The sequence below is a fragment of the Pseudomonas sp. XK-1 genome, from assembly GCF_038069885.1.
In the GTDB taxonomy this organism is placed as follows: domain Bacteria; phylum Pseudomonadota; class Gammaproteobacteria; order Pseudomonadales; family Pseudomonadaceae; genus Aquipseudomonas.
In genome coordinates, this window is the sequence record NZ_JBBPES010000001.1 from 976,817 (window position 1) to 1,003,764 (window position 26,948).

Genomic DNA, 26,948 nt, shown 5'->3' on the forward strand with positions numbered 1-26,948 from the left:
GCCCTCTGGATAGACCTATTCAGCACAGGCTTATAACGGCCAAATATGAGCGCAAGCAGGTACTGCCGGGTTGCGCCTGGGAGGCGCGTCATCCCGGTTGCGCTGCGCTTGTCGGCGCGATGGAGGTGGAGGCCCGCGAGACATAGAGCCGTAGGGTGGATGACGCTCTTTTCATCCACCATTTGGCCCGCATCGCGCAAACGTCTTTAGAACAGCCCCAGCTGCCCGCCGATCAGGGTGGCGAAGTCGTCGTCGACAAAGGGCAATATGGCATCGGCCACCGGCTGCAGCTGGCGGGTCAGGTAGTGGTCGTAGTCGATGGCGGCGCTGCGCGCTTCCAGCGGTTGCGGGCCGGCGGTGGTGATCACATAGCTGATCCAGCCGCCATTCTGGTACTGCAGCGGGCGGCCGTGCAGGGTGTTGTATTCATCGGCCAGGCGCGCGGCGCGCACATGGGGCGGCACGTTGCGCTCATAGTCGGTCAGCTTGCGGCGCAGGCGTTTGCGGTAGATCAGCAGCTCATCCAGCTCGCCATTCAGGGTGCGCTCGACATAGTCGCGCACATAAGCCTGGTATGGCTGGTTGAGGAAGATCCGCTCGTACAGCTCGCGCTGGAACTGCTGGGCCAGCGGCGACCAGTCGCTGCGCACGGTTTCCAGGCCCTTGTAGACCATTTCATGACTGCCGTCGGCGTGCGTCACCATCCCGGCATAGCGCTTCTTGCTGCCTTCCTCTGCACCGCGGATGGTCGGCATCAGAAAGCGGCTGTAGTGGGTTTCGAACTGCAGTTCCAGAGCGCTTTGCAGGCCGTACTCATGGTGCAGATGCTCGCGCCACCAGGCATTGACCTTGGCCACCAGGGCGCGACCGATCTGCGCGGCATCCTCCTGGGCTTGCGGGCGCTTGAGCCAGACGAAGGTGGAGTCGGTATCGCCGTAAATCACCGCATAGCCCTCGGCCTCGATCAGCGCGCGGGTGCGGGCCATGATCTCGTGGCCGCGCAGGGTGATGGAGGAGGCCAGGCGCGTATCGAAAAAGCGGCAACCGCTGGAACCGAGTACCCCATAGAAGGCGTTCATGATGATCTTCAGCGCCTGCGACAGCGGCGCGTTGTGCTCGCGCTTGGCGGCCTCGCGGCCCTGCCATACGCGCTCGACGATGCTCGGCAGACAATGCTGAGTGCGGGAGAAGCGCGCGCCGCGAAAGCCCGGCACCGAGTGCGCATCGTCCGGTTGGCTCAGGCCTTCGATCAGCCCCACCGGGTCAATCAGAAAGCTGCGAATAATTGACGGATAGAGGCTCTTGTAGTCGAGCACCAGTACCGACTCGTACAGCCCCGGCTGCGACTCCATGACGAAGCCGCCGGGGCTGGCTTGCGGCGGGTTGTCGCCCAGGTTCGGCGCGACAAAACCGCGGCGGTGCATCAGCGGCATATACAGGTGCTCGAAGGCCGCCACCGAGCCGCCGTTACGGTCGGCGGGCAGGCCGGTGACGGTGGCGCGCTCCAGCAGGAAGTCGAGGATCGCGGTCTTGGCGAAGATCCGCGTGACCAGCTCACAGTCGCGCAGGTTGTAGCGCGCCAGAGCCGGTTTGTCCTCGCGGAACATGCGGTCGATTTCGTCCATGCGCTGGTAAGGCGTGGAGATATCCTTGCCTTCGCCGAGCAGGGTTTGCGCGACGTTTTCCAGGCTGAACGAGGGGAAGCTCCAGGTCGCCGAACGCAGCGCCTCGATGCCGTCGATGATCAAACGGCCGGCGGCGTCGGCGAAAAAGTGGCCGTTGCGGCTGCCATGCTCGCGCCACTGCATCTCGCTGCCATCGCGGCCCAGGCGAAGAGGGATGGCCAGGCTGCGCGCGTGCTGGTGCAGCACGCGCAGGTCGAACTGCACCAGGTTCCAGCCGATGATGGCGTCGGGATCGTGCTGCGCCATCCAGCCGTTCAGGCGTTCGAGCAGCTGGCCCCGGCTGGCGCAATATTCCAGCTGAAAATCCACGGCCGGCGGCTGCTCGGGCGTGCGGCCGAGCATATACACATTGCGCTGGCCGCAGCCTTCGATGGCAATCGAGTACAGCTCGCCGAAGGCATTGGTTTCGATATCCAGCGAGGCCAGCTTGAGGCGTGGTCGGTAGTCGCTGCAGGGCTTGATCTGCGCATCCAGCAGCAGGCCATTGCCGCTCGGGTCGGGCGTGCCCGCAAACAGCAGTGGTGCGGTGATAAAGCGCTCCATCAGGTAGCGCTCCGGCGGGCGCACATCGGCCTCGAATACCTCAACGCCGGCACGGCGCAGCAGCTTGTCGATATCCATCAGCTGGCGATGCTGCTGGCAATACAGGCCCAGCACCGGGCGCTGGTGAAAATCCTTGAGGCCCAGCGGGCGCAGCTCGACGCCGCGCTCTTTGCTTAATAGCGCTTCGGCTTGCTCGCGCTGCTCTGCCGGAATAAAGGCCACCGAGGGCTGATAGGGCAGGCGCAGTAGACGTGGGCCGTTATCGGTGGCCAGCCAGAACTCCACCTGCGTCCCTGCCGGCGTATCACGCCAGTGCCGGGTCAGCAGAAAGCCCTGTTGTAAGTCCACCGCGGTATCACCTCAAAACATGCCAGGGCGGTGATTCTACGTGGCATTGCCTGCCGGTGCGCGCCTCTCGGGCCGCTGCCCATCGAGAGGCAGCAGGCCCGCTGAAGGTGTTCTCCAGGCACCGCTGGATAAATGGCTGCTGAATGGGCTTTGAGCCATACCAGGCGAGGCCTCCGCAGCTGCAATGGCGGCGCTCAGAACAAGCTTAAGGGGGCCTTAAGCAGGCGTTTTATTGGCTTCAGCTTGGCTTCAGGCGAGGGCGCTAGGGTTGCGTCATTCCTACTGGAGAGATTGATCATGAACAACACAGCTTTCGCCCTGGCCCTTGCCGGTGTGGCCGCTTTTCCCGCCTTGGCACAGGCCCGTGAAATCACCCTGCAGACCACCCTCAAGGAGTACCGCGGTAACGAGGCTTACCTGGCGATATATGTCACCGATGCCGAAGGTAGCTATCAACGCACACTCTGGGTGGCTGGCAAGAAAGCCAAGTACTACAAGCATCTGCGTGACTGGGCGCGGGCGGGCAACAAGGCGGCCGAGTACGACGGGCTCACGGGGGCCAGTGTCGGCAGCGGTGAGACGCTGGAGGTGGTGGTGGAACTGGAGGACGCGCTGATTGATGCCGGCTATCAAGTTCGTATCGATACGGCCGTCGAGGATAAGCGTGACAACCGTGCCGAAATCACTGTGCCGCTGACCGGCCAGGCTACTGAAGCCCGCGGCAGTTCGACAGGATATGTCGACAGTTTCCGTTACCAGTTCTGATCCCGGAGCACGCACATGCTGCAACGCACTCATGTTGTGCTCAGTCTGGCCCTGGGCATCCTGCTTATGCTGTCCGCCGCCACGGGCCTGGTTTTATCCGGCAGCACACTTGTCGATCATCTGCGCGCGGCACCTGGCAACGGGCAGAGCGTGGCTGCGGTGGCAGGGCTTGTCGCCGAACAGGTGCCGGGTGTCGAGCGTATCGAACGCGCACCCAGTGGCGAGTTGCGGGTCGCGTTCAGCAATAACGGTGCGAGCGACGTCGTGCTGGTTGATCCGGCTACGGGCGCGGTTATCGCGCCTTACCAGCCTTCGCCGGCCCTCAGCTGGGTGCGTAAGCTGCACCGTGAGTTGTTCCTGGGTGATTTTGGCCGCTGGTTGAGCGGTTTTTCGGCCCTGGCCTTGCTGTTGCTGGTGGCAACGGGCAGCTGGCTGCTGGCGCGTCGGCTGGGGGGCTGGTCTCAGCTCTTGCTGCCGATTCCCGCCGGCCAGGGGCTTGCCCATTGGCATACGGTGGTGTCGCGCTGGGCCTTGCCTGTGCTGGCGATTGTTGCCGTAAGCGGGCTTTATATTTTTGCCAACAGCCAGGGGCTGCTGGGTGACGGTGAAGGTGCCGAGCCGACCTATCCAGAGGCCAGCTATAGCGCGCCGGCAGCCGAACTGGGCAGCCTGTCCGCACTGCGCAATATCGCGCTGCAGGACCTGCGCGAGCTGGAGTTTCCCAGCGACCCCGAGCAGGCCAACTACTTCTTGTTGCGCACGACCTCAGGTGCAGGCTTGGTCAATGCCAGCACCGGGCAGTGGATCAGTTACCAGCCCCACGGATTCGCCGCGCGCCTCTATGAAACCTTCTACGAGTTGCATACCGGTGCGCACTCGCCTCTCTGGGCCTTGATCCTGAGCGCAGCCAGCCTGTGTGTGGTGTTTCTCGGCGCTACCGGTTTACTGGCCTGGTGGCGGCGCAAGCGTCAGGCGGCCACGCTGCGCGGCAATACGCCGGCCAACCGGGCGGACATCATTATTCTGGTTGGCAGTCAGGGTGGGGCCACCTGGGGCTATGCGCGGCAGCTCTATGAGCAAATGCGCGCGCAGGGCCTGCAGGTGCATTGCGCCAGCATGAATCAGCTGCAGCCGCGTTACCCCCAGGCCCGGCAGATGCTGCTGCTTACTTCGACCTACGGTGATGGCCAGGCACCGGATTCGGCCCGCGAGTTTCTCCCGCGTTTGCAGCAGAGCCAACTGGGCAGCGGGCTGCAGGTTGCACTGCTGGGCTTTGGTGACTCCCGCTTCCAGTCTTTCTGCGGTTACGCCCGTGAAGTTGAGCAAGGCCTGCAGCAACAGGGTTTGCCGGCGTTGTTGCCCCTGCACTGCATCGACCGTAATTCGCTGGATGCGCTCAATCAGTGGGCGGAAAAGCTCGGCCAGCAACTGGCTATTCGCCTGCGCTTTCGCCAGGAAGTGGCCCATGAAAACCCGCAAACCCTGCAACTGCTGAGCCGCAAGGTCTACGGCGAGAACAGCGAGTCACCGGCTGCCATCCTGCGCTTTGCCGTTATGCCGCGGCAGTCGCGCGGCTGGTTGCGCTCGCGCCGCAGCCGTTTTGCGCCGGGCGATCTATTGGCCGTCAGCCCGGGCAGTGGCTTGCCCGCGCGCTATTACTCGATTGCCAGTGGTGATGAAGACGCTGCCCTGGAAATCTGCGTGCGCAAACAGGCCGGCGGGCTCTGCTCAACGCGCCTGCATCAGCTGCAGGTGGGGGAATGTATCGAAGGCTTTATCCAGCCCCATGCCGATTTTCGTCCGACAGCTGGGCAGCACCCGCTGATTCTGGTCGGGGTGGGAGCAGGGCTGGCCCCCTTGATTGGTTTCGTGCGCAAGAATGCCAAACAGCGTGCGCTGCACCTGTACTGGGGGGGTCGCAATGCCCAGTCGGACTTCCTCTATGAAGCGGAGTTAAGCGAGTACCTGGCTGACCATCGCCTGACCAAGCTGGGGCTGGCGTTCTCCGAGTCTGCCGAGCCCATGTATGTGCAGGATCGCCTGCGACAGGACGCCGGTGAACTGACGAGGCTGTTGCAACAGGGCGCGCAGGTGCTGGTCTGCGGGTCACGGGAGATGGCCGCCGGGGTCCGCGCGGTCATAGAGCCGCTGCTGCTGCAGCTGGGTTCCACTATCGAGCAGCTCAGGCTGCAAGGACGTTATCGTGAAGATGTCTACTGAGCCCCAGGCGCTGCAGCGCTTCAGCCTTAGCGGTGCGACCATGGGCACGCGCTTCAGTGCGGTGCTGTATAGCGCCAGCGGCCTCGACCTGGCCGCCTTGACTGGACAGCTGCAATTGGCGGTGGACCAGGTCGACCAGCAGATGTCGACCTGGAAGCCCGAGTCTGACCTGATGCAGCTCAATGGGGCCGTCTGCGGCGAGTGGCTGAGCGTGCCCGAGGAGTTGTTGTGGGTGCTGATCAGCGCGCTGCGTATCAGCGAAGACTCGGCTGGTGCGTTTGAAATTGGCGTTGGTGCGCTGGTCAATGCCTGCGGCTTTGGCCCCCAGCAGCCGGCCGCCGCCTTGCCCGGCAAACAGCCCAGTGCGCGCGCAGTGCTGGAAATCGATCCGGGCAATTGCCGGGTACGCAAGCATGCGCCGGTTACCCTGGATCTCAATGGCATCGCCAAGGGCTTTGCCGTCGACCAGCTAGCCCGTTGCCTCGACCGCAATGGCCTGGAGTCATACCTGGTGGGCATTGACGGGGAGATGCGGGCCAAGGGCGTGAAAGGTGACGGCAGTGATTGGCGTATTGCCCTGGAGAAACCCGTCAAGGGACGCCGTGAGGTGCTCGGTTCACTGGAGCTGAGCAACACCGCTATTGCGACCTCGGGCGACTACCGACAATGGCGTGAGCGCGAGGGCCTGGTGTTCTCGCACACCATGGATCCCCACACCGGCGCGCCGCTGAGTTCGGTGCTCGCTTCGGTATCGGTGCTTTGCACCAGTTGCATGTACGCCGATGCCTGGGCCACCGCGCTGATGGTGCTGGGTGTGCAGCGTGGTGCGCAGCTGGCCAGGGCCCAAGGCTTGAGCGCGATTTTTGTGATTCGCGATGGGGATGTGCTGCGCGAGGTGACGGTTGGGCTCTGACAGCAGGCGATCTCTAGTGGCCTGACGTTGGCCGCTGCGTGGCCAACCGAGCCGAAGCTGTCAGGGCTGGGGCTACCAATCCGTACCCTGCTTCAGCTGCGCCGCAGCGCTTTAGCCATCGCCTGATCAACATGCTCGCGCCAGTCGCTATCGCGCTTATCGTTGTTTCGTAGCTTCAATTCAATGGCACTTTCCAGGGCGGCTTGGCATTGGCGGAATCCGTCGTCCCAGCCTTGTGCATACTCGGGTTGTTGCAGGTAGCGCGGCACATCCTTGCGAAAGCTATCGAGTGCTCCCGCCGCTTGCCGGCCGCTGCTACAGCCCGCCTCGAAACCATCAATAAAAACTGGTGGGTAGCCTTCGGCCTGCATCCATTCCCGAGTACTTTGGCAGCCGCCGAGCAGCAGCACGCTGACGATGACTGCCGCGCAGCGCCAGCCGCCAGGGCGTGCGCGGCCTTTGCTGCCTATCGACTGATCGTTCACCCCTTGAGCCTCTCAGTAAACCAGGTCATTACCATGCACAGGCTCCAGGGGCTGGTGCTGCAGGCACCCTGGCTTAGCGCTGTTTGCAGCTCGGTGATATCGACATTAGCCATGTAGCGCTCGGCATCGCCCAGGCGCTGCTCGCCGCCAAAACCGCCGCCGCGCATTTCCGCCAGGGCCTGCTGCTTGCTCCAGCCTTGGTAAACCACGCGGTACAGTGCAGCGATCAGCCCAGTGCGGTTCTGTCCATGCTTGCAGTGAATCAGCACCGGACCACGGACCTGGGCCTGGCGGATGTTGCGCAGCACCTCAAGTACATCGCTGTCGTCGATCCGGTCGGTGCGCAAAGGTAGATGGATCTGACGTATCTGCGGGTCGTGCAGCCAGGCACTATCCTCGCGCTGGTAGAAATTGATCACCGTAACAATCCCCAGCGCCTTGATAAGTGGCAGCTCCGTAGCGGTGGGCAGGGCGCTGCGGTACAGGTCTGGCTGCATGCGATACAGATTCAGGCCCTGGTCTAGCGGTTGAGCCCAGGTCTGCGGACGCGCAACGGAATCAATCCCCGTGCCTGCCTGCACCGCGCTCCAGGCCATGCTTATGGGCAATGCCAGCAGTGCAACTGCCAATACCAGCGTGGCCAGCAGCAGACGACCAACCAACAGTAAGTTACGCATCACTCCACGCCTCCCAGCAATTTTGCCTCGATCTGCCTGGCGGGCTGCGGCGCGGGCGCGCGGTAGAGCAGCCCGCGATAACAAAGCAGGCAGATCAGCCAGTCGAACAGTAATGTCCACAGGTTGTGTGAGAGAAAGTGCGCGCCCTGCATCATGCGTCCGAGGGAAAACACCGCCCCCAGGCCCAAGGCCAGTACCAGCGCTACCCGCGCCGCGCGTGGGCGGCGGTCGCGCAAGGCAAAGAACAGCGCCAGCAACGAGAAGCCTGATGAGGCATGACCACCCGGCCAGCAACGTCCGGGGTTGTCGGTGGGCGCGCGCGGGCTCAGCAGCGGCGTAAAGGTTTCGCTGCCACCAAACTCGCTGAGGCTCCAGGGGCAATGCACGGCGGTGAGGTTTTTCAAGGGGGGGACAATGCTGGTCGACAACCCCAGGGCCAACACCAGAAAGCCCATCGGTCGCCGCCATGCACGCCACGGGGGCAGCAGGCTAAGGCCGAAGCCGAGGATGGCCAACACCCCGAACAGGATTACCAATTGTTTGGCGCGGTCATGCAGGATGTCTTCCAGCCAGAAACTATGCCGGCCGATAAACCCCTGGCCCGGCTCATAGAACAGCCGCGCCAGGGCGAAATCCAACCCGCTGGGTTCAAGAGTCAACAGCAGAACCATCAGGGCCAGCGGTATACCCAGGCCCAGGCGAAAATCAAAAAACCGCGAGACCGGCGGCGCGATAACCGTCATGACAAGGCTCCAATAAGGCACTGTCATGCAGTGCCGGGACAGGTGGTGGATTAGCGTTTGCTCAGGCGCGGCCCCTCTGGCGAGGAGGCGTCCGGGTGCCAGGTAATCAGCTGTTTCTTGAAGGCATGGCTGGCCCCCTGGTAATAGGCGATGTCGCGGCGCAGCAGGGCATCGTTGCTGTCGGCGGATGACTCATGGCTGAGGCCCAGAGCGTCGTCGTGGCGGCGCATGTTTTTGCGTGGGCTGAGAATCGCCAGGCTGTCGCCATCGAACAGCCCCAGGTGCTGATAGTTGCCCACCAGCGCGCGGCCTGGGGCATGGTCTTCACGCAGCAGGTTGCGGCCGAAGAAGGTCGACACATAGTCGATATTGAGCAAACCCAGCAGCGTCGGCGCGAGATCGATCTGGCTGGCCAATACGCTGAGTTCGTCGGGCTGGATATGCGCCGGGCCATAGATAAACAGTGGGATGTGGTAGTTGGCCACCGGCAGGTCTTCCTTGCCGGCGCTACCTGCGGTGTGGTCGGCGACGAAGACAAACACCGTGTCCTTGAACCAGGGTTTGTTGCGCGCCTGGGCGAGGAACTGGCCAATCGCATAGTCGGTGTATTTCACCGCGCCTTCGCGGCCGTCACCGGAGGGAATATCAATACGGCCCTCGGGATAGGTATAGGGGCGATGGTTGGAGGTGGTCATCAACTGCAGGAAGAATGGCGTGCCGGCGGCATGGTCGGCATCGGCCACTTTCAGGGTCTGCTGGTAGACGTCTTCATCGGACATGCCCCAGGCGTTCTGAAACTGTATATCCGCCTCGGCTACGCTGCTCTGGTCGACGATGCGGTAACCGTTGCCGCCGAAGAAGGCATTCATGTTGTCGAAGTAGCCCCGCCCGCCGTAGATAAACACGCTGTCATAGCCCTGCGCGCTGAACTGCTGGCCCAGGCTGCCGTAACCGGACTCCCGGCCAATGCGCTTGACGATGGAGCGCCCAGGGGTTGGCGGAATCGACAGGGTGATGGCCTCCAGGCCGCGGTCGGTGCGTGTACCAGTGGCGTAGAAGTTGCTGAACGCCAGACTCTGGGGGCGTAGCCGATCAAGGTTGGGGGTCAGGCCACGGCTATCGCCGAAACTGCCGAGGTACTTGGCACTCAGGCTCTCGATGGTCACCAGCACCACATTCAAGCGCCTGGGCTGGCCGGGGTTGTCGATGCGTCGGCGAATATCCAGCGGGTCGCTGCCAATAAACTGCGCATTCGGTTCACTGAGTTCCTGGCGCAGCAGGCTGGCCACCTCGGCCTTGGGCAAGGTGGCAAAGAACTGCTTGTAGTCCAGTTCGTTATTGCGGAAGGCGGCGAAGAACTGAAAGGGCCCGTTACTGGCCAACTCCCGCAGGTAGGTGTTGCCGCCCAAGCCGCGGGGCGTATCCTGACCAATCGCAAGACCATCCAGCCCGGCCAGCAAAAGCACTATCGCCAGGCTTGTGTAAGCGCGCACTCGGGGCAGGGGAGGCGCATTAAATGCCGCCTCCAGGTATTTATGCAGTGCAACGCTGATGGCTGTGGCGATAACCGCGAGCAGCGCAATCAGGGGGTAGATCGGGTAGGACTCGAGAATGTTGTTGATTACCTCTTGCGAATAAACCAGGTAATCCACGGCAATAAAGTTGAAGCGCACGCCGAACTCATCCCAGAACAACCATTCGGCTACCGCGGTAAACAACATTGCGAACAAGCTTATACCCACAAGTCCACGTAACAGCCGCTGGTGCCAGCGCCGCCGCCATAGACTGGTTGGACACAAGAGCAGATAGAGTGTCAGTGGCAGGATCGCATAAAGCAGAAAGCCCAAATCGTAGGCCAGGCCAATGCCGTAAACGCCGACCAGTTGCAACAGGCCGACATGGGTGTCCGCCAGGGAAGTGACCAGCAAGAAGCTGCGCGTCAGGAAGAACACCGCTAGCCATGTCAGCACAATGATGGACAGGTAACGAAGTTGGGCGTAATGGAGCTGAGGCATCGTATGATCCTTGCTGGATGAACGTGCCGAAGTCTGTTGTAGGGCCTGTGAGCCGCGCGTCAACGCGATGTGAAGAAAGTGTCAAAACCAGAGAAGAGATAGACCTGTGCGCATCCTAGTCATCGAAGACAACCGCGACATCCTGGCCAACATCCTCGACTACCTGCAGCTCAAGGGGTTTACCGCTGACTGTGCCCAGGATGGTTTGAGCGGTTTGCACCTGGCCAGTACCGGCCACTATGACCTGATCGTGCTGGACATCATGCTGCCCGGCATTGACGGTTATCAGCTGTGCAAGCGTCTGCGCGAAGATGGCCAGAATGACGTGCCGATACTCATGCTGACCGCCCGCGATGCCCTGGATGACCGCCTGCAAGGCCTGCAGGCCGGTGCTGACGATTATCTGATCAAGCCCTTTGCCCTCTCCGAACTGGTGGCGCGTATCCAAGCCATCCTGCGGCGCAGCCAGGGCAGCCGTAAGCGCCAGCTGCAAGTGGGCGATTTACTTTATGACCTCGATACCCTGCACGTCAGTCGCGCCGGCCAGCCGCTCAAGCTCAACCCCATCGGGCTGAAACTCTTGGCTGTGCTGATGCAGAAGAGCCCCGCCGTAGTCCGCCGCGAAGCGCTGGAAGAAGCGCTCTGGGGCGATGACTGCCCGGACAGCGACAGCCTGCGCAGCCATATCCATCAACTGCGTCAGGTGCTGGATAAACCCTTCGCCACACCGCTGCTGCATACCCTGCATGGCGTCGGCTATCGCCTGGCGGAGTCTGCCAATGCCGTCTAAACAGCCCTTTGCCCGGCGTATTCTGATCGCCTTTGTCCTGATGACCATCCTGGTCAGCGGGGTGTTTTCCCTGAGCATCGTGGCGGTGGTGCACCTGATTGAGGAGAATCTGGTTTCCGAGGAAATGCAGCGTGAAATCAACACCGTGCTGCACGAGGATCTCCGCCAGGGGCGTACCCCACGCCTGGATGCGGCCACCCGATTCTTTGCCTCCAGCCTGCCCGAATACGCCATACCTCCGCAGTTCTCGGGCCTGGACGAAGGCTTCAACGAAGTCGTGGATGGTGATCAGGCGTTCTATGTCTACGTGCAAGAGCTCAACAACCAGACCTATCTGCTGGTGCAGGCGCAACATGAATTCGAGGCCCGTGAACAGGCGTTGTTCAATGTAGTGTTGGCGGGTTTTCTGCTGACCGTGATCGGGGCCTGGGCGCTCGGCCTGGTGATGGCGCGCAAGGTCATGGCCCAGGTCAGCCGCCTGGCCCAACAGGTGCGCCATCGCGATCAATTGCATGCTCTGGCCCCGCCTCTGGCCCCGGACTACCCCGATGACGAGATTGGCCAATTGGCGGCGGCTTTCGACAGCACCCTGGGCCAGGTGCGTCAGTCGCTGGAGCGCGAGCGGCTGTTTACCAGCGATGTCAGCCATGAGCTGCGCACCCCGCTGATGGTTATCGCCAGCTCCTGTGAACTGCTGGCCGAGGCCGCTTTGTCGCCCCGCGAGCGCGAGCAGGTTGAGCGCATCGGCCGGGCCTGCGAGGAAATGCGCGAGCTGGTGCAGACCTTTCTGCAACTGGCCCGGGATAAGGTCAACGAGAGTGCTTTGGTCGCCAATAGCAGCCTGGCCGAGGTGGCTGCCGAGCAGGCGGATCGTTGGGGGCGGCTGTGCAAGGACAAGGGCCTGGATTTCCAGTGCGTGGAGGAGGGGGGCGATAGCGGTCTGTACAACGTCACCTTTCTACGTGCCGTGATGGCCAACCTGTTGCGCAATGCATTGCATTACACCGAGCAGGGCACGGTCCGTCTGGTGCTGGAAACCGGTGGTTTTCGCGTCGAGGACAGCGGCCCGGGCATAGCGCTTGAGCAGCAGGAACGGATCTTCCAGCCATTCGTGCGGGGCACCCAGGCCCGTGGCGAAGGGTTGGGGTTGGGCCTGTCGCTGGTCAAACGCATCTGTGCCAAGCAGGGTTGGACGATTTCGTTGCATAGCTCGGCGGGCGGCGGCAGCTGTTTCAGGCTGTCATTTATCAAGCCGGCTTAACGAGTTTTTCACATCCCTTTGACGGGCTGTTGATGCCCCGCTCTTTAGTCTGGCTAGCGTACCCTCTACCGGACGCCTCGCCATGCTCAAGCCCAGCCCCATCGAACTCGAGTTTTCCCGCAAGTACGATCAGGGCCATGCCTGGGAATACCTGCACAAGCATCGGGATGGACTGGCCCGCAGTTTGTCCCATTGGCGTGATGTACAGGTGGCGCGGCAGGCCTTGAAAATGGCCGATGAGCCCAACCTGGTGCTGGATCTGCCCTGTGGTGCCGGGCGCTTCTGGCCACTTTTGGCCGAGCAGCCGAATCGGGTGATTCTGGCCGCTGACAACTCCGCCGCTATGCTCGCCACCGCCCGCGCCGCGCAACCGGCTGAGGTGGTGGCGCGGGTCAATACCTTTCAGACTTCGGCGTTTGCCATCGATCTGAGCGCCAATGCGGTGGACTGCATCTTCTCTATCCGCCTGCTGCATCACATCGAATCCGCCGAGCATCGCCTGGCCATGCTGCGCGAGTTCCATCGGGTCAGTCGCGATACGGTCATTCTTTCGCTCTGGGTCGATGGCAACTACAAGGCCTGGAAACGCCGGCGTCTGGAGCGCCGCCGCGCCGCCGAGGGCCGGGCGACGCAGAACCAGAATCGCTTTGTGGTGGACCGGGCGGTGATTGAGGCCGAATTCAAACAGGCGGGTTTTCAGGTCATCGGCCATCAGGATTTTCTCCCCGGCTATGCCATGTGGCGCACCTATGTGCTGCGCAAACAGGAGGCCCGCGCATGAACACGCTCTCCACGCGTACCGCCAGCCTGCCGGTTGCGACCCATTTCGACCGTTGGTGGCATAGCTCCGGCACTTGGGTGGAACCGGCCAACCAGCGGCGTGGTGGCGAAAGCGGAGTGCAGTTGCTGCAACCGCGCGAGCCCAGCCATGCGCCGCTGTACTGCAAGCGCCAGAGTGGACACCTCTATCGCTCGCTGCTGCACCCCTTCGGCCGTCCGACCATATTGCGTGAGCAGCAGGCCTACCGCGCCCTGGCCCGCATCGGGGTCAAAACACCGAAGCTCGTCTATTGCGCCGCCCGCCGGCAGCAGGGCCATTGGCAGGCGCTGCTGGTGACCGAGGCGCTGCCGGGCTTTGTCAGCCTGGAACAATGCTACGCCAGCACGCCGAGCGCCGAGTTCAGGCACGCGATGCTGCAGCAACTGGCGGCGACCCTGGCGCGGTTGCACCAGGCGGGCTGGCAGCATGGCTGTTGCTATGCCAAACATATCTTTGTCAAAGCCCAGACCGGGCGGCAGGACGACGTGCAGGTCGAAATTGCCCTGCTCGACCTGGAAAAAAGCCGCCGTCGCTGGCGTAGCAAAGCTGCCGCGCGGCATGACCTGCGCCAGTTGGCCCGCCATCGCGGCGCAATGCCCGAGGCCGACCTGGCGGTGCTGCTGCAGGCTTATCAATCAGCCGTGCACGGCCCTGCTGGGGTGTTGCGACCATGAGTGACCACGCCTTGCACAAGGATCAGGATGCCCAGTCGCTCAAGGGCCGCCGCGGGCTTGTGCGTATTCTGCATGCCGCAGGCTATTCGCTGGCGGGGCTGCGGGCGGCCTATTGCGGTGAGGCCGCGTTTCGTCAGCTGCTGCTGCTCAATGGCTTGCTGCTGCCACTTGCCTGCTGGCTCGATGTGACCCGCAGCGAGCGTGCCTTGTTGATGCTCGTGCCGCTTCTGGGACTGGTCGTGGAACTGCTCAATTCGGCCATCGAGGCTACCGTGGACCGTATTTCCCTGAGCCTGCACCCACTGTCGAAACAAGCCAAGGACATGGGCAGCGCGGCGCAGTTCGTGGCGCTGGCGATGATCGCTCTGACCTGGGCACTGATCCTGTTGTAAGTCGTTTTCGCCAACCTTATAAGGCTGCCCCTGCATGACCCAACGTCCACCCGCCCCAGACGCCACACCCCGGATAGGGTTGCGCGAACATCTGACCTTTGTGTTCACCAGCGCTCTGTTGCTGCTACTGCTGTTGTCCTTGCTGCGCCTGGCGTTACTGCTGTTCAACCGTGAATTGATCGGCGACACGAGTCTGTTCAGCCTGGGTCATGCCTTTGCCAATGGGGTGCGCTTTGACCTGCGCCTGGTGGTGTTTATCTGCGCGCCGCTGACCCTGGCGCTGGCCTGGCCTTACGCCATGATGCGGCGCGGCTGGCAGCGCGTGTGGCTGGGGGCATGCGCCATCCTGGTGATACTGCTCGGGTTGATCGAGCTGAATTTCTACCAGGAATTTCACCAGCGCCTCAACGCCCTGGTCTTCCAGTACCTGCAAGAAGACCCGGCAACCGTGCTGAGCATGCTCTGGTATGGCTTTCCGGTACTGCGCCTGCTGCTGGCCTGGGCGGTGCTGAGCGTCGGCCTGGTTGTTCTGCTGGGTCGGCTCGACCGCTACAGCCGTGGTGCCAGCCCCGCAGTGCGCGTGTCGCGCCCCATAACCACGCTACTCCAGCATGGGCTGGTACTGCTGCTGTGCGTGGTGCTGTCGGTAGTGGCGGCGCGCGGCACCTTGCGGCAGGGGCCGCCCCTGCGCTGGGGCGATGCTTTTACCACGGACTCGGTGTTTGCCAACCACCTGGGGCTCAATGGCGTGCTCAGCCTGTATGCCGCGGCCAAGAGCCGCTACGCGGACACCAGCAGTAATATCTGGAAGCCCAGTATGCCCGCCGAGCAGGCCACAGCCCTGACCCGCGAGCTGTTGCTGACAGACCACGAGCAACTGGTCGATCAGGACACCGCAGCGGTGCGCCGGGATTTTCTGGCCCCCGCGGACACCCGCCTGCCAGTGCGCAACGTGGTGGTGATCCTGATGGAAAGCTTTGCCGGTCACTTCGTCGGCGCGCTTGGCAGTGAGGCCGGCATCACGCCGAACTTCGACCGCCTGGCCGAGCAGGGGCTGCTGTTTCGTCGTTTCTTCGCCAATGGCACCCATACCCACCAGGGCATGTTCGCCAGCATGGCCTGCTTTCCCAACCTGCCGGGCTTCGAGTACCTGATGCAGACGCCGGAGGGCGGGCATCAGTTTTCCGGCCTGGCGCAGCTACTCAGCGCCCGCAACTACGACGACCTGTATGTCTACAACGGCGACTTTGCCTGGGACAACCAGCGCGGCTTTTTCAGCAACCAGGGCATGACCCGTTTTATTGGCCGCAATGATTTCGTCGATCCGGTGGTGTCCGATCCGACCTGGGGCGTAGCCGACCAGGATATGTTCGACCGCGCCGCCGCAGAGCTGCTTAAACAGGACCCCGAGAAACCCTTCTACGCCCTGTTGCAGACGCTCTCCAACCATACGCCCTATGCCTTGCCGGATACCCTGCCGGTGGCCAGCGTTCAGGGCCATGGTTCGCTCGATCAGCACCTGACGGCCATGCGTTATTCCGACTGGGCCCTGGGCCAGTTCTTTGAAAAAGCCCGCAAAGCGCCCTATTTCAACAACACCCTGTTCGTGGTGGTGGGCGATCATGGCTTCGGTGCCCATGAGCAACTGACGGAAATGGACTTGTACCGTTTCCATGTGCCCCTGCTATTGATCGCGCCGGGTATCCAGGACAGCTTTGGCGCAACCGAGGACAGGGTCGGCAGCCAGGTCGATATAGTGCCAACCATCATGGGCCGCCTGCCCGGTGCCGTGCGCCACCAGTGCTGGGGGCGTGATCTGTTGAGCCTGCCCGCCAGCGACCCCGGCTTTGCCATTATCAAACCCTCCGGTAGCGACCAGACCGTGGCCATGCTCAGCGGCGAGCACATCCTTGTCCTGCCCAAGGGCGGGCCGGCACGTGGCTACCAGTATCGGCTTGGCCGGCAGGCCGAGGCGCTTCCCCTGACGACACCGACGCAGGAGCAGCGCCTCGGCCAGCAACTGCAGGCCTATCTGCAAACCGCCACCAGTAGCCTGCTGGGTAATACCACCGGGGTTGTCGATAACAACGCTATGCCACAGGGGGCGAACGTCGCGGAGTTGTCATCGAAGCTGGCCCCGGTGCGCGGCAAATGAGCCGTGTCCTGGGGCCGTGGCAGGTTGCGCGGCCTACAGGTGGTCGGCCGGCACAGACAAATGGTCGATTCCGGGTAAAATGCTCGGCCTGATTGACTGCCCGATACCCAAACCATGTCCCTGCCCAAGCACCACCTCGAACTACTGAGCCCGGCGCGCGATACCGCGATTGCCAAGGAAGCCATCCTGCATGGTGCCGATGCGGTGTATATCGGCGGGCCAGGCTTTGGGGCGCGGCACAACGCCAGCAACAGCGTGGCGGAGATTGCCGAGCTGGTGCAGTTTGCCCACCTGTTCCATGCGCGGGTGTTTGTCACCCTCAACACCATCCTCCATGAGGATGAGCTGGAACCGGCGCGGCAGATGATCTGGCAGCTGTACGAGGCCGGCGTCGATGCGCTGATCGTGCAGGACATGGGCGTGATGGAGATGGACCTGCCGCCCATCGAGATCCATGCCAGCACCCAGTGCGATATCCGTACCCTGGAGAAAGCCCGCTTCCTCGATAACGCCGGCTTCTCCCAGCTGGTGCTGGCTCGCGAGCTTAACCTGCAGGAGATCAACAACATCTGCCGCAACGTCGATTCGGCGGTCGAGTTCTTTATCCACGGCGCGCTCTGTGTGGCGTTCTCCGGGCAGTGCAATATCTCCCACGCGCAGACCGGGCGTAGCGCCAACCGCGGCGACTGCTCCCAGGCCTGCCGCCTGCCGTACACCCTGAAAGACGATCAGGGCCGCGTGGTGGCGTTTGATAAGCACCTGCTGTCGATGAAGGACAACAACCAGACCGACAACCTGATCCATCTGGTGGATGCCGGCGTGCGCTCGTTCAAGATCGAAGGGCGCTACAAGGACATGAGCTACGTGAAGAACATCACCGCGCACTACCGCCGCGAACTGGATGTCATTCTCGAACAACGTCCGCATCTGGCTCGCGCGTCCAGTGGGCGCACCGAACACTTCTTCACTCCGGACACCGACAAGACCTTCCACCGTGGCAGCACCGATTATTTCGTCACCGACCGCAAGGTGGATATCGGCGCGTTCGATTCGCCGACCTTTACCGGGCTGACCGTGGGCGTGGTGGAGAAGGTCAACAAGCGCGACCTGATCGCCGTCACCGACACGCTGCTGTCCAACGGCGATGGCCTTAACGTGCTGATCAAGCGTGAAGTGGTGGGTTTCCGCGCCAATATCGCCGAACTCAAAGGTGAGATCGAGGAAGACGGCGAGAAGCGCTACCGCTACCGCGTCGAGCCTAATGAGATGCCTGAGGCCATGCACCGCGTGCGGCCGCTGCAGCCGCTGCATCGCAACCTCGACCACAACTGGCAGCAGGCCCTGCAGAAAACCTCATCCGAGCGACGTATCGCGGTAAGCTGGCAGCTTGCTGTGCAGGGCGATCAGCTGAATCTGAGTGTCACCAGCGCTGACGGCATCAGCGCCAGCGTTAGCCTGGCCGGCCCCTTTGCGGCCGCCAAGGATGCCGAGCAGGCCCGCGAGCAACTGGCCGATGGCTTGAGCAAACTGGGCACCACCATCTATTACAGTGCCGGCGCGCAGATCGACTGTGAAACCGTGCCCTTTATCCCCGGTTCACAGCTCAAGGCCCTGCGCCGCGAAGCCATCGAAGCCCTGACCCAGGCCCGCGTCGCCGCTCACCCGCGTGGCGGACGCAAGGCGGTCAGCGTGCCGCCGCCGGTCTACCCGGAGTCGCACCTGACCTTCCTCGCCAACGTCTACAACGACAAGGCCCGCACCTTCTACAAGCGTTACGGCGTGCAACTGATCGATGCGGCCTACGAGGCCCATGAAGAGGCGGGCGACGTGCCGGTGATGATCACCAAACACTGCCTGCGTTTCTCCTTCAACCTGTGCCCGAAACAGGCCAAAGGCGTGACCGGCGTACGCACCAAGGTCTCGGACATGCAGCTGATCCATCAGGACGAAGTGCTGACCCTGAAGTTCGACTGCAAGCCGTGCGAGATGCACATCATTGGCAAGATGAAGGGTCATATCCTGCATCAGCCGCAACCGGGCAGCGCCCAGAGCAAGGGCGGCGCGGTGGGCTATATCACCCCGGACGACCTGCTGAAGACCATCAAGCGGTAAGCCTGTAGGAGCCAGCTTGCTGGCGATGCTCTTGCTTTGGCATGGATCGCCAGCCAGCGGCGGGCAAAGCTTCGCCATGTCCAGCCTGGCAATAGCCTTCGTGGATATTCGGCCTACGCGCGAGGCAGCAGCCGTCGTTGGTGCGCGCGGCGCACCCTATGGGTGGGCTTTTCTGTAAGTAGCAACCCCAACGAAAAAGGCGAAGCCCATGGGCTTCGCCTTTTGTTTTTCAGCGCAGGCTCAATGCTTGCGCGGTACCGGTTTGAGCAGTTCGTCCGGCGGCATTTCGCAGGCGATCTTGCGGCCCATCAGGGCCTCGATGGCCGGCAGGGCGTAGGCGTCGTCTTCGCCAGCGAAGCTGATCGAGGTGCCGCTGCTGCCGGCGCGGCCGGTACGACCGATGCGGTGCACGTAGTCGTCCGGGGTTTCCGGCAGGGTGAAGTTGATCACATGGCTGATGGCGTCGACATGGATGCCGCGGCCGGCCACGTCGGTGGCCACCATGACGCGGATCTTGCCTTCGCGGAAGCCTTCCAACGCCTTGATGCGCTTGTGCTGCGGCACGTCGCCGGACATCTGCACGGCGCTGATGCCGTCGCGGGTCAGGCGCTCTTCGATACGCCGCACTTCATCCTTGCGGTTGGCGAAGACCATCACGCGGATCCAGTCGTTCTGCGTGATCAGGTTGTACAGCAGCTTGTATTTGTCGCTGCCGGCCACGGCGTAGACATGCTGTTCCACCGTGTCGCTGGCGACGTTCTCCGGTTCGATCTCGACGATGGCAGGCTCCGTGGTCCACTGCTTGGCCAGGTTCATCACGTCGTCGGTGAAGGTGGCGGAAAACAGCAGGGTCTGGCGCTCGCCCTTGGGCGGGGTCTGGCGGATGATCTGGCGCACCTGGGGGATAAAGCCCATATCGAGCATGCGGTCGGCTTCATCCAGCACCATCACCTCGACCATATCCAGGTGCACTTCGCCGCGCTGGTTGAAGTCCAGCAGGCGGCCCGGGGTGGCCACCAGGATGTCGCAGTAGCGCGATTCGAGCAGCTTGAGCTGTTTGTCGAAGTCCATGCCGCCGACAAACTGCATGACATTGAGGCCGGTGTACTTGGTCAGGTCGGCGGCGTCCTTGGCGATCTGCACCACCAGCTCGCGGGTCGGCGCGATGATCAGTGCCCGCGGCTCGCCCATATAACGCTCTTTCGGCGGCGGGGTCTGCAGCAGCTGGGTGATGATCGAGACCAGGAAGGCCGCAGTCTTGCCGGTGCCGGTCTGGGCGCGGCCGATGGCGTCCTGACCCTTGAGGGTGAAGCCCAGCACCTGTGCCTGAATCGGCGTGCAATAGGGGAAGCCCAGGTCGTGGATGGCGTGCATCAACTCGGGGGCCAGCTTGAAGTCGTGGAAGCGGGTCTTGCCCTCGGCGGGCTCGACCTGGAAGTCTTCCAGTTTCCAGGTGTCTACCGGCTTGGCTGCACGTTCGCGGCGTGGCTTGTTCTCCGCGCGGGCACGCTCGGGCTTGGCGGCGCTGGCCGTGGGAGCCTCTGGGGCCGGGGAAGCAGTGGGTTCGCTGGCCGCCTTGCGCGGGGTGGCGTTGCGGTTGCGGTTTTCGCTGGGGGCATCGTTAGCACGAGGCGTTGCAGGCTGGCTTGCTGGGCTGGGCTGCTGGCCCTCGGCTTTGCCGAACATTTTCTTGAGTGCTTTGAGCACGGTCATCTCTTCAATTGGTTAAGGAGTGAACGGCTGCCAGTGTAAAGCAAGAAGCCGGCGCGGCGAAGTGCCGCGCGGATCGCCGCCATTCCAGGGTTTTCGCGGCGGTTTTTCTGGGTGGAGGGCGGATAAAATCGGGTTTTCGACGCAGGCGGCCGCCCTTGCACCCGGCCTTTCAAGGCTGCGGCAGGCTGGCCAGCAGCAGGCGCTGCACATTGCCGCCCATGATCGCGGCGATCTCCTCGTGGCTGAACCCCGCTTCGAGCAGGCCCTGGGTCAGCTGCGGCAGGCCGGTGACGTCGAAGGGCGTGTGCACGGTGCCGTTGAAATCCGAGCCCAGGGCCACGTGCTGGACGCCGACTTTGTCGGCGGTGTAGCGGATCGCCTGGACGATAGCGTCGACCGAGGTGGCGCATACCGCGGTTTCCCAGTAGCCGATGCCGATCACCCCGCCAGTGGCAGCGATGCCTTGCAGGTGCTTGTCGCTGAGGTTGCGGGTGCCCGGGCAGGTGCCTTCGACGCCGGTGTGGGACACCAGCACGGGGCGGGTGGCCATGGCCAGCACATCGTCGATCAGCGCCCGCGAGGCGTGGGCCAGGTCGACCAGCATGGCCTTTTCCTCCAGGCGCTTGACCACCTGGCGGCCCAGCGCGGTCAAACCGCCTTTTTCCAGGCCGTGGGCCGAGCCGCCCACTTCGTTATCGAAGAAATGGGTCAGGCCGGCGATGCGGAAGCCGGCGTCATAAAGGGTGTCGAGGTTCTCCAGCTGGCCTTCGATGGGCTGCAGCCCCTCAGTGGCGAGGATGGCAGCCAGGCGCTGCGGGTTCTGTTGCCAGGCCTGGATAAAGTTGGCCAGGTCGGCGCGGGTTTTGATCATGACCAGGCGGCCCTGGCTGTTGGCGCTGGCTTCGTCGAGTTTCTGCGCCTGATAGAGGGCACGCTGCAGCAGGCTGCTCCAGGTTTCCCGCGGCCAGCGCTGAGCCATGGCCAACAGAGTGATATTGTCGGTTTCCGCGCTGTTGCGTTCGTAGTTGAGACCGCGCGGGGTCTTGGTCACGGTGGAGAAAACCTGCAGACCGACGCGGCCTTCGAGCAGGCGCGGCAGGTCGGAGTGGCCGAAGTCATAACGCCTGAGCAGGTCGCGCTCCCAGAGCAGGGCGTCGTCATGCAGGTCGGCGATAAACAGGGTCTGGTGCAGCTGCTCGGCGGGGGCGCTGGCGGGGTAGGGCGCGGGCGTCTCGACGCTGTTCATCCGGCGGTCGAGCAGGGACGGCAGGCTGAAGATCAGGGCGCTGCCGACCAACAGGGTAATCAGCAGGCTCAGGAGAAGTTTGCGCATGGGCTGCCATCCGGGCGTGGTTGTGATGCGCGGACTCTAGCAGAGCGCTGGCTGTTAGCCGTACAGGCAGTTGCGACCTTGCCGCTTGGCCCGATACAGGGCGCTGTCGGCGCGGGCGATCAGGCCTTGCAGGCTGTCCTTGGGGCGCATCCTGGCCAGGCCGATGGAGACGGTTACTCCCGGTATGACGCCTACGGGGGAGTGGAACGAGCCGATCTTCTGCAGTGCCAGGCGCAGCCGCTCGCCGATGCTGCGGGCTTCCTCTTCGGAGATGTCCGGCAGCAGGATAACGAACTCTTCGCCGCCGAAGCGGGTCAGGCTGTCCTTGGGCCGCAGCTGGTTGCGCAGGGTATTGGCTACCAGGGACAGGGCATAGTCGCCAGCGAGGTGACCGTGCTGGTCGTTGTAGGCCTTGAAGTGGTCGACATCGAGCATCAGCATGCACAGGGGCTTGCCATTGAAGGCGCTGCGGGTGCTTTCCCGCTCGAACATCTGTTCCAGCCAGCGTCGGTTGTAGGCACCAGTGAGGGCGTCGATATTGGCGTTCTGTTCGCTGCTGATAATGATGCGGTTGCCCTTGCGCACTCGCTCGCAGAGCAGCTCCAGCATGTTCTGCATCAGTTCGGGGGATTGCTGGAACAGCTGGAACAGCGACTCGCGGTGCAGGCGCAGAACCTGGCTCGGTTCGCTCGCCACGACATAGGCGGAAGGGTGGTCGTTGTCGATAAAGCTGATTTCGCCGGCGCAGTCGCCCGTTTTCAGGGTGCTTACCGCCTGGCTTTCCAGGGTGCCGAGGTGGACCTTGAGTTGGCCCTTGAGCAACAGGTAGAGGTACTGATTGCGGTTGAAGGGCGAGAGCAGCACTTCTCCTGCTTCTAGATCGCAGGCGTGAAACTCCTTGAGCAGCAGATTGACGCTGCCGAGCGCGACATTCTGGAACAGCCGCAGTTGCCGCAGCTGGTGCAGGTCGGCCTGCCAGGTGGCCTTTTTCATGGCAGTGCCATCGCGGGTTGATTGAACGCTGTGGTTGGCATCGCTAACGCTCCCTGCATTGTGGGCGAACACCTGGGACGAACATATTCCTAAGTCCAGTGGCCTGACAATCCCAAAACCCAGTCTGAGTGACCGGCGGCATTTAAACTGAACCTTCGGTCACACTTTCGGCGCAATCCCTGCGCCGGCGTGCATGTTAGTGGCCGTGATGCAACTCGATGGGGATGGCGAAACCCGCCAGTCGTTCAGTCACTGCCTGTGCAAGCGCCGCATCCTTGCTGGCCAGGTGGATATGGGCCACCTGGCCGAGGCGCTCATCGCTGAGCACTTCGACTTGCAAGTTGCCGGGCAGTTCACTCAGAGCCAGTTCATAGGTGCGGCGAATGGCATCGAAGCGCAGGCTCGGTTTGAAGGTCTTGCCCACTGCGGTCAGCGGAATGGCGTCGATGATCCACACGTCCTTGGGGATGGCTGCGCGCTCGGGGATATGCGCAGCGGCATGGGCCAGCAGTTCGGCCTCGCTGGCCTGCAGACCGGGCTTGAGCTGCACATAGACCACCGGCAGTTCACCGGCCTTCTCGTCGGGCTTGCCGACTGCGGCGGCCAGGGCCACGGCGGGGTGTTTGTGCAGCGCTTCTTCGATCAGCTGCGGGTCTATATTGTGGCCGCCGCGGATGATCAGGTCCTTGCTGCGCCCGGTCAGCCAGACATAGCCATCGGCGTCCATACGGCCCAGATCGCCAGTGTTGAACCAGTCGCCATCGACCCAGATACCGGCATTCTTGCCGGCTTGCAGATAACCCTTGAACACCGTGGCTCCGCGGATGCACAGGTTGCCGATTTCATTGCGCGCCGCTTCGCGCACGTACTGGCCCTGGTCGTCGAGGACCTTGATGCTGACCTCGCAGTAGGGCATGCGCAGGCCGATGGAGCCGGGACGGCGCTCGCCGCCGACCGGGTTGGCGCAGCTGCCGCAGGTGCCTTCGGTAAGGCCGTAGCCTTCGATCAGGGTCAAGCCGGTCTTGCCTTCGAACTGGCGGATCAGTTCCACCGGCATCGGTGCGGCACCGCACAGGGCGTATTTCAGCGAGGACAGGTCATGGCCTTCGCTGGACACCTGCAGGAGGCCTGCGTAGATGGTCGGCACGCCGCTGAAGAAACTGACCCGGTGGCGTTCGATGATCTTCCAGAAATTGCCGATCAGCGCCGTGTTGCGATAACCCTGGGGAGTGGCCAGCAGCACCTCGGCCCCGCCGGTGAAGGCGGTCAGGCCGGTGACGATCACGCCGTTGACGTGGAACAGTGGCAGGCCGCAGAGGGTCACGTCGCCCGGGGCGAAGCGGGTCACCAGGTTCATGCTGTAGGCCATGGCCACTTCGTTGCCATGGCTGTGTGGCGCGAGCTTCGGCGTACCGGTGGTGCCGCCAGTGTGGAAGTAGCTGGCGATGTCGTCGGCGGCGATAACCCGGCCGCTTTCCAGGTGGTCGGCGGGGCAGGCGGCGATCAGCTCGTCGAAGTCCAGTACGCCGTCCGGCAGCGCGCCGCGCTGGTCCTGCATGGCACTGCGCTGCGGCTCGGGCAGCAGCTTGGCCATGTCCACGCAGATAATCGCCTTGAGCTGCGGCAGGCGCGCGCGTAGCCCGGCGACCTTGGCCCACAGGTCAGTGCCGGGGAAGGGTGCCAGGGTCACCAGCAGCTCGGAGTCGGAGGCCTCGATCAGCTCGGCGATGTGCTCGGGCTCGAGCAACGGGTTGATCGCGTTGACGATCCCGGCCGCTTCGCCGCCCCAGATGGTGAAGTGAGTCTGCGGTAGGTTGGGCAGCAGGAAGGACACCGCCTTGCCCGGGCGCAGGCCCAGGCGATGGAAGGCATTGGCGGTCTGGGTGATCTTGCCCAGCAGCTCGTTATAGCTCAGGCGATAGGCCGCTTCATCGGCGTTGCCCTGCAGGATAAACGACAGGGCGGGGGCATCCCCGTGCCGGGCGGCACTGCGGCGAATCAGCTCGAAGGTGCTGGCCGGCAGGTCGCGGGCGGCCAGTGGGGTCTGTTCGATCTGTTCGATATCGCGCAGTGATTCGATTGCGGGGATGGCGTGCATTTGTTGTTGTCGCTCCGGCAGTCAGCGGTTCAGGCGTTGCTCCAGCCAGTCGGCGATGTCGCGGATTTCCTCATTGATCACTTCGTGACCCATCGGATATTCGCGCCATTGCACGCTGACGCCAGAGGCGCTCAGGTAGTCATGGGCGGCGCGGCCCATGGCCGGCAACACGATGTCGTCGAATGTGCCATGCAAACAGAGGGTTGGCAGTTGTCTTTTTGTATCCGTCAGCTGCACCTCGGCACCGAAGGTCGGCGCGTAGGTGGACAACGCCAGCACCCCGCCGAGGGCGAACTGCCAGCGCAGGAAGGCGGTGTGCAGCACCACCGCGCCGCCCTGGGAGAAACCGGCAAGGACGACGCGCGCCGGATCGATGCCGCTGTCGCGCTGCGCCTCGATCAGCTCGATCACCTGCTGTGCCGAGGCTTCCAGCTGGTCGCGGTTGATCGCCCGCGCCGGGCTCATGGCCAGAATGTCGTACCAGCTGGGCATGGCGTAGCCGCCATTGATGGTCACCGCCCGGGTCGGGGCCTGCGGCAGGACAAAGCGGGTACTGGGCAAACGCTGCTGCAGGGCTTCGGCCACCGGCATGAAGTCGTAACGGTCGGCCCCCAGGCCGTGCAACCAAATGACGCAGGCATCGGCCGCAAGTGTGGGCTGAAGGATCAAGGGTTCACTCATCTGTGGTTCCGCCGTGGTGCGTGCGCGCCGAATTAGTGCGCGCTAAATTTTAGGGGGTGACTAATCTGGAAAGAAGTTGTCGCCAGGCTGCAAGTTTTGCTCTTGACCTGTCCGTATGGTGCTCAAAGCGCGGCGCTGGTACGGGCCTTGCTATAAACCTTAGGGACTGATGACGTTGTCCGGTAGTGGTAACACAGTTACCCAATCGGGCGCGGAGCAGACTGGAATGCCTTTGCATGGGTTTCCAATACGTTCGCCACGGGCTACAGGCTGAGCGATATGTCACTTGCTATCTGTCTCTGACCCATTCAAATAATGGGTGGATGCGAGGTTATGGCCGTTGGAGCATTCGGCTACTAGACTGGCATCAAGGTCCGATCCCCGGTTGATCCTGTTGCTGCCGACAGGTTCAACGAGCCCCATAAGGGTACGGCGGTAGAACCGAGACTCCAAACACAACAAAAGCAACTGGAGGTTTTAATGAAGATGGTGAAATCCACTTTGGCAGTACTGACTACCGCAGCCGTTCTCGGTGTCAGCAGCTTCGCGCAAGCGGGCGCTACCCTGGACGCGGTACAGAAGAAAGGTTTCGTACAGTGCGGTATCAGCGATGGTCTACCTGGCTTCTCCTACGCTGACGAGAAAGGCAATTATCTGGGTCTGGACGTCGACGTCTGTCGCGCCGTAGCCGCCGCCGTATTCGGTGACGCGACCAAGGTCAAGTACAGCCCGCTGACCGCCAAGGAGCGCTTCACCGCGCTGCAGTCCGGCGAAGTCGACATCCTCTCGCGTAACACCACCTGGACCAGCTCGCGCGATTCCGGTCTGGGTCTGAACTTTGCTGGCGTCAACTACTACGACGGTCAAGGCTTCCTGGTTAACAAGAAACTCGGTGTTTCCAGCGCCAAGGAACTCGACGGCGCAACCGTGTGCATCCAGGCCGGTACCACTACCGAGCTGAACCTCTCCGACTACTTCCGCGCCAACAGCCTGAAGTACACCCCGATCACTTACGATACCTCCGACGAGAGCGCCAAATCGGTTGAAGCTGGCCGTTGCGACGTGCTGACTTCCGACCAGTCGCAGCTGTACGCACAGCGTATCAAGCTGGCCGACCCGGATTCCTACGTGGTACTGCCGGAAGTGATTTCGAAAGAGCCACTGGGCCCAGCCGTACGCCAGGGTGACGAAGAGTGGTTCGACATCGTGCGCTGGTCGCTTTACGCGATGGTCAACGCCGAAGAGTTGGGCGTGACTTCGGCTAACGTCGTTGAAATGTCGACTTCCACCAAAAACCCCGATGTAGCGCGTCTGCTCGGTGCTGAAGGTGAATTCGGCAAAGATCTGAAACTGCCGAAAGACTGGGCCGTACAGATCGTCAAGCAAGTGGGCAACTACGGTGAGAGCTTCGAGCGTAACGTTGGTGCCGGCAGCGAGTTGAAGATCGAGCGTGGCCTCAACGCCCTGTGGAACAAGGGTGGTCTGCAATACGCACCGCCAGTGCGCTGACCGTCTGTTGCCAGCGTCCCGTC

Annotated in this window: 21 protein-coding genes; 11 read left to right on the forward strand and 10 right to left on the reverse strand. The window is 62.7% G+C overall.

What is annotated here, in order from left to right:
* Positions 1–206: 206 nt before the first annotated feature.
* Entirely contained in the window at positions 207–2,576 is a 2,370-nt protein-coding gene (locus WMW70_RS04325) for a DNA polymerase II (protein ID WP_341436261.1), read from the reverse strand.
* A 297-nt stretch (positions 2,577–2,873) separates the two neighbouring features.
* On the opposite strand from WMW70_RS04325, the gene WMW70_RS04330 reads away from it, so the two are divergent.
* The 3 genes from WMW70_RS04330 to WMW70_RS04340 are packed head-to-tail and all read left to right on the forward strand — an operon-like array spanning position 2,874 to position 6,474.
* A complete protein-coding gene (locus WMW70_RS04330; protein ID WP_341436262.1) occupies positions 2,874–3,341 on the forward strand; it encodes a DUF2271 domain-containing protein in 468 nt (155 codons plus the stop codon).
* Positions 3,342–3,356: 15 nt separating this feature from the next.
* Entirely contained in the window at positions 3,357–5,561 is a 2,205-nt protein-coding gene (locus WMW70_RS04335; RefSeq protein ID WP_341436263.1) for a PepSY domain-containing protein, read from the forward strand.
* Entirely contained in the window at positions 5,551–6,474 is a 924-nt protein-coding gene (locus WMW70_RS04340; protein WP_341436554.1) for an FAD:protein FMN transferase, read from the forward strand. The genes WMW70_RS04335 and WMW70_RS04340 overlap by 11 nt, the downstream gene beginning before the upstream one ends.
* Positions 6,475–6,566: 92 nt before the next feature.
* On the opposite strand, the gene WMW70_RS04345 is transcribed toward WMW70_RS04340, so the two are convergent.
* From WMW70_RS04345 to WMW70_RS04360, 4 genes are read right to left on the reverse strand one after another with little or no spacing between them, the layout of a single operon-like run.
* On the reverse strand, positions 6,567–6,959 hold the full coding sequence (locus WMW70_RS04345; RefSeq protein WP_445942097.1) for a hypothetical protein: 393 nt from the start codon (positions 6,957–6,959) through the stop codon (positions 6,567–6,569).
* Positions 6,956–7,636, reverse strand: a complete 681-nt coding sequence (locus WMW70_RS04350; protein WP_341436264.1) for a dual specificity protein phosphatase family protein — start codon at positions 7,634–7,636, stop codon at positions 6,956–6,958. The genes WMW70_RS04345 and WMW70_RS04350 overlap by 4 nt, the downstream gene beginning before the upstream one ends.
* On the reverse strand, positions 7,636–8,379 hold the full coding sequence (locus tag WMW70_RS04355; RefSeq protein WP_341436265.1) for a phosphatase PAP2 family protein: 744 nt from the start codon (positions 8,377–8,379) through the stop codon (positions 7,636–7,638). The genes WMW70_RS04350 and WMW70_RS04355 overlap by 1 nt, the downstream gene beginning before the upstream one ends.
* 50 nt (positions 8,380–8,429) lie before the next feature.
* Entirely contained in the window at positions 8,430–10,394 is a 1,965-nt protein-coding gene (locus WMW70_RS04360; protein ID WP_341436266.1) for an LTA synthase family protein, read from the reverse strand.
* Positions 10,395–10,500: 106 nt separating this feature from the next.
* Here WMW70_RS04360 and WMW70_RS04365 point away from each other — a divergent pair, with 106 nt between their 5' ends.
* From WMW70_RS04365 to WMW70_RS04395, 7 genes are all read left to right on the forward strand, one after another.
* Positions 10,501–11,184, forward strand: coding sequence for a response regulator transcription factor (locus tag WMW70_RS04365; protein ID WP_341436267.1), 684 nt, complete (start codon positions 10,501–10,503; stop codon positions 11,182–11,184).
* Positions 11,174–12,445, forward strand: coding sequence for a sensor histidine kinase (locus WMW70_RS04370; protein ID WP_341436268.1), 1,272 nt, complete (start codon positions 11,174–11,176; stop codon positions 12,443–12,445). The genes WMW70_RS04365 and WMW70_RS04370 overlap by 11 nt, the downstream gene beginning before the upstream one ends.
* Before the next feature lie 82 nt (positions 12,446–12,527).
* Complete coding sequence (locus tag WMW70_RS04375; RefSeq protein ID WP_341436269.1) at positions 12,528–13,226, forward strand: class I SAM-dependent methyltransferase; 699 nt, start codon at positions 12,528–12,530, stop codon at positions 13,224–13,226.
* A complete protein-coding gene (locus WMW70_RS04380; protein ID WP_341436270.1) occupies positions 13,223–13,939 on the forward strand; it encodes a lipopolysaccharide kinase InaA family protein in 717 nt (238 codons plus the stop codon). The genes WMW70_RS04375 and WMW70_RS04380 overlap by 4 nt, the downstream gene beginning before the upstream one ends.
* Complete coding sequence (locus WMW70_RS04385) at positions 13,936–14,331, forward strand: diacylglycerol kinase (protein WP_341436271.1); 396 nt, start codon at positions 13,936–13,938, stop codon at positions 14,329–14,331. The genes WMW70_RS04380 and WMW70_RS04385 overlap by 4 nt, the downstream gene beginning before the upstream one ends.
* 34 nt (positions 14,332–14,365) lie before the next feature.
* Positions 14,366–16,486: an LTA synthase family protein gene (locus WMW70_RS04390; RefSeq protein ID WP_341436273.1), complete on the forward strand. Its 2,121-nt coding sequence runs from the start codon at positions 14,366–14,368 to the stop codon at positions 16,484–16,486.
* A 114-nt stretch (positions 16,487–16,600) separates the two neighbouring features.
* Entirely contained in the window at positions 16,601–18,598 is a 1,998-nt protein-coding gene (locus WMW70_RS04395) for a peptidase U32 family protein (protein WP_341436274.1), read from the forward strand.
* A gap of 240 nt (positions 18,599–18,838) precedes the next feature.
* Here WMW70_RS04395 and rhlB read toward each other — a convergent pair whose 3' ends face one another.
* The 5 genes from rhlB to WMW70_RS04420 all read right to left on the reverse strand — a co-directional run bounded on the left by rhlB (position 18,839) and on the right by WMW70_RS04420 (position 25,416).
* Positions 18,839–20,305: an ATP-dependent RNA helicase RhlB gene (gene rhlB / locus WMW70_RS04400; RefSeq protein ID WP_341436275.1), complete on the reverse strand. Its 1,467-nt coding sequence runs from the start codon at positions 20,303–20,305 to the stop codon at positions 18,839–18,841.
* Positions 20,306–20,480: 175 nt separating this feature from the next.
* Positions 20,481–21,644: a dipeptidase gene (locus tag WMW70_RS04405; RefSeq protein WP_341436276.1), complete on the reverse strand. Its 1,164-nt coding sequence runs from the start codon at positions 21,642–21,644 to the stop codon at positions 20,481–20,483.
* Between the two features lie 54 nt (positions 21,645–21,698).
* On the reverse strand, positions 21,699–22,637 hold the full coding sequence (locus WMW70_RS04410) for a GGDEF domain-containing protein (RefSeq protein WP_341436277.1): 939 nt from the start codon (positions 22,635–22,637) through the stop codon (positions 21,699–21,701).
* A 196-nt stretch (positions 22,638–22,833) separates the two neighbouring features.
* Entirely contained in the window at positions 22,834–24,735 is a 1,902-nt protein-coding gene (locus tag WMW70_RS04415) for an acyl-CoA synthetase (protein ID WP_341436278.1), read from the reverse strand.
* Positions 24,736–24,756: 21 nt separating this feature from the next.
* Positions 24,757–25,416: an alpha/beta hydrolase gene (locus WMW70_RS04420; RefSeq protein ID WP_341436279.1), complete on the reverse strand. Its 660-nt coding sequence runs from the start codon at positions 25,414–25,416 to the stop codon at positions 24,757–24,759.
* A gap of 480 nt (positions 25,417–25,896) precedes the next feature.
* Between WMW70_RS04420 and WMW70_RS04425 the strand changes: the two genes are divergently transcribed.
* Entirely contained in the window at positions 25,897–26,925 is a 1,029-nt protein-coding gene (locus WMW70_RS04425) for an amino acid ABC transporter substrate-binding protein (RefSeq protein ID WP_341436280.1), read from the forward strand.
* The last annotated feature ends 23 nt before the right edge of the window (positions 26,926–26,948 follow it).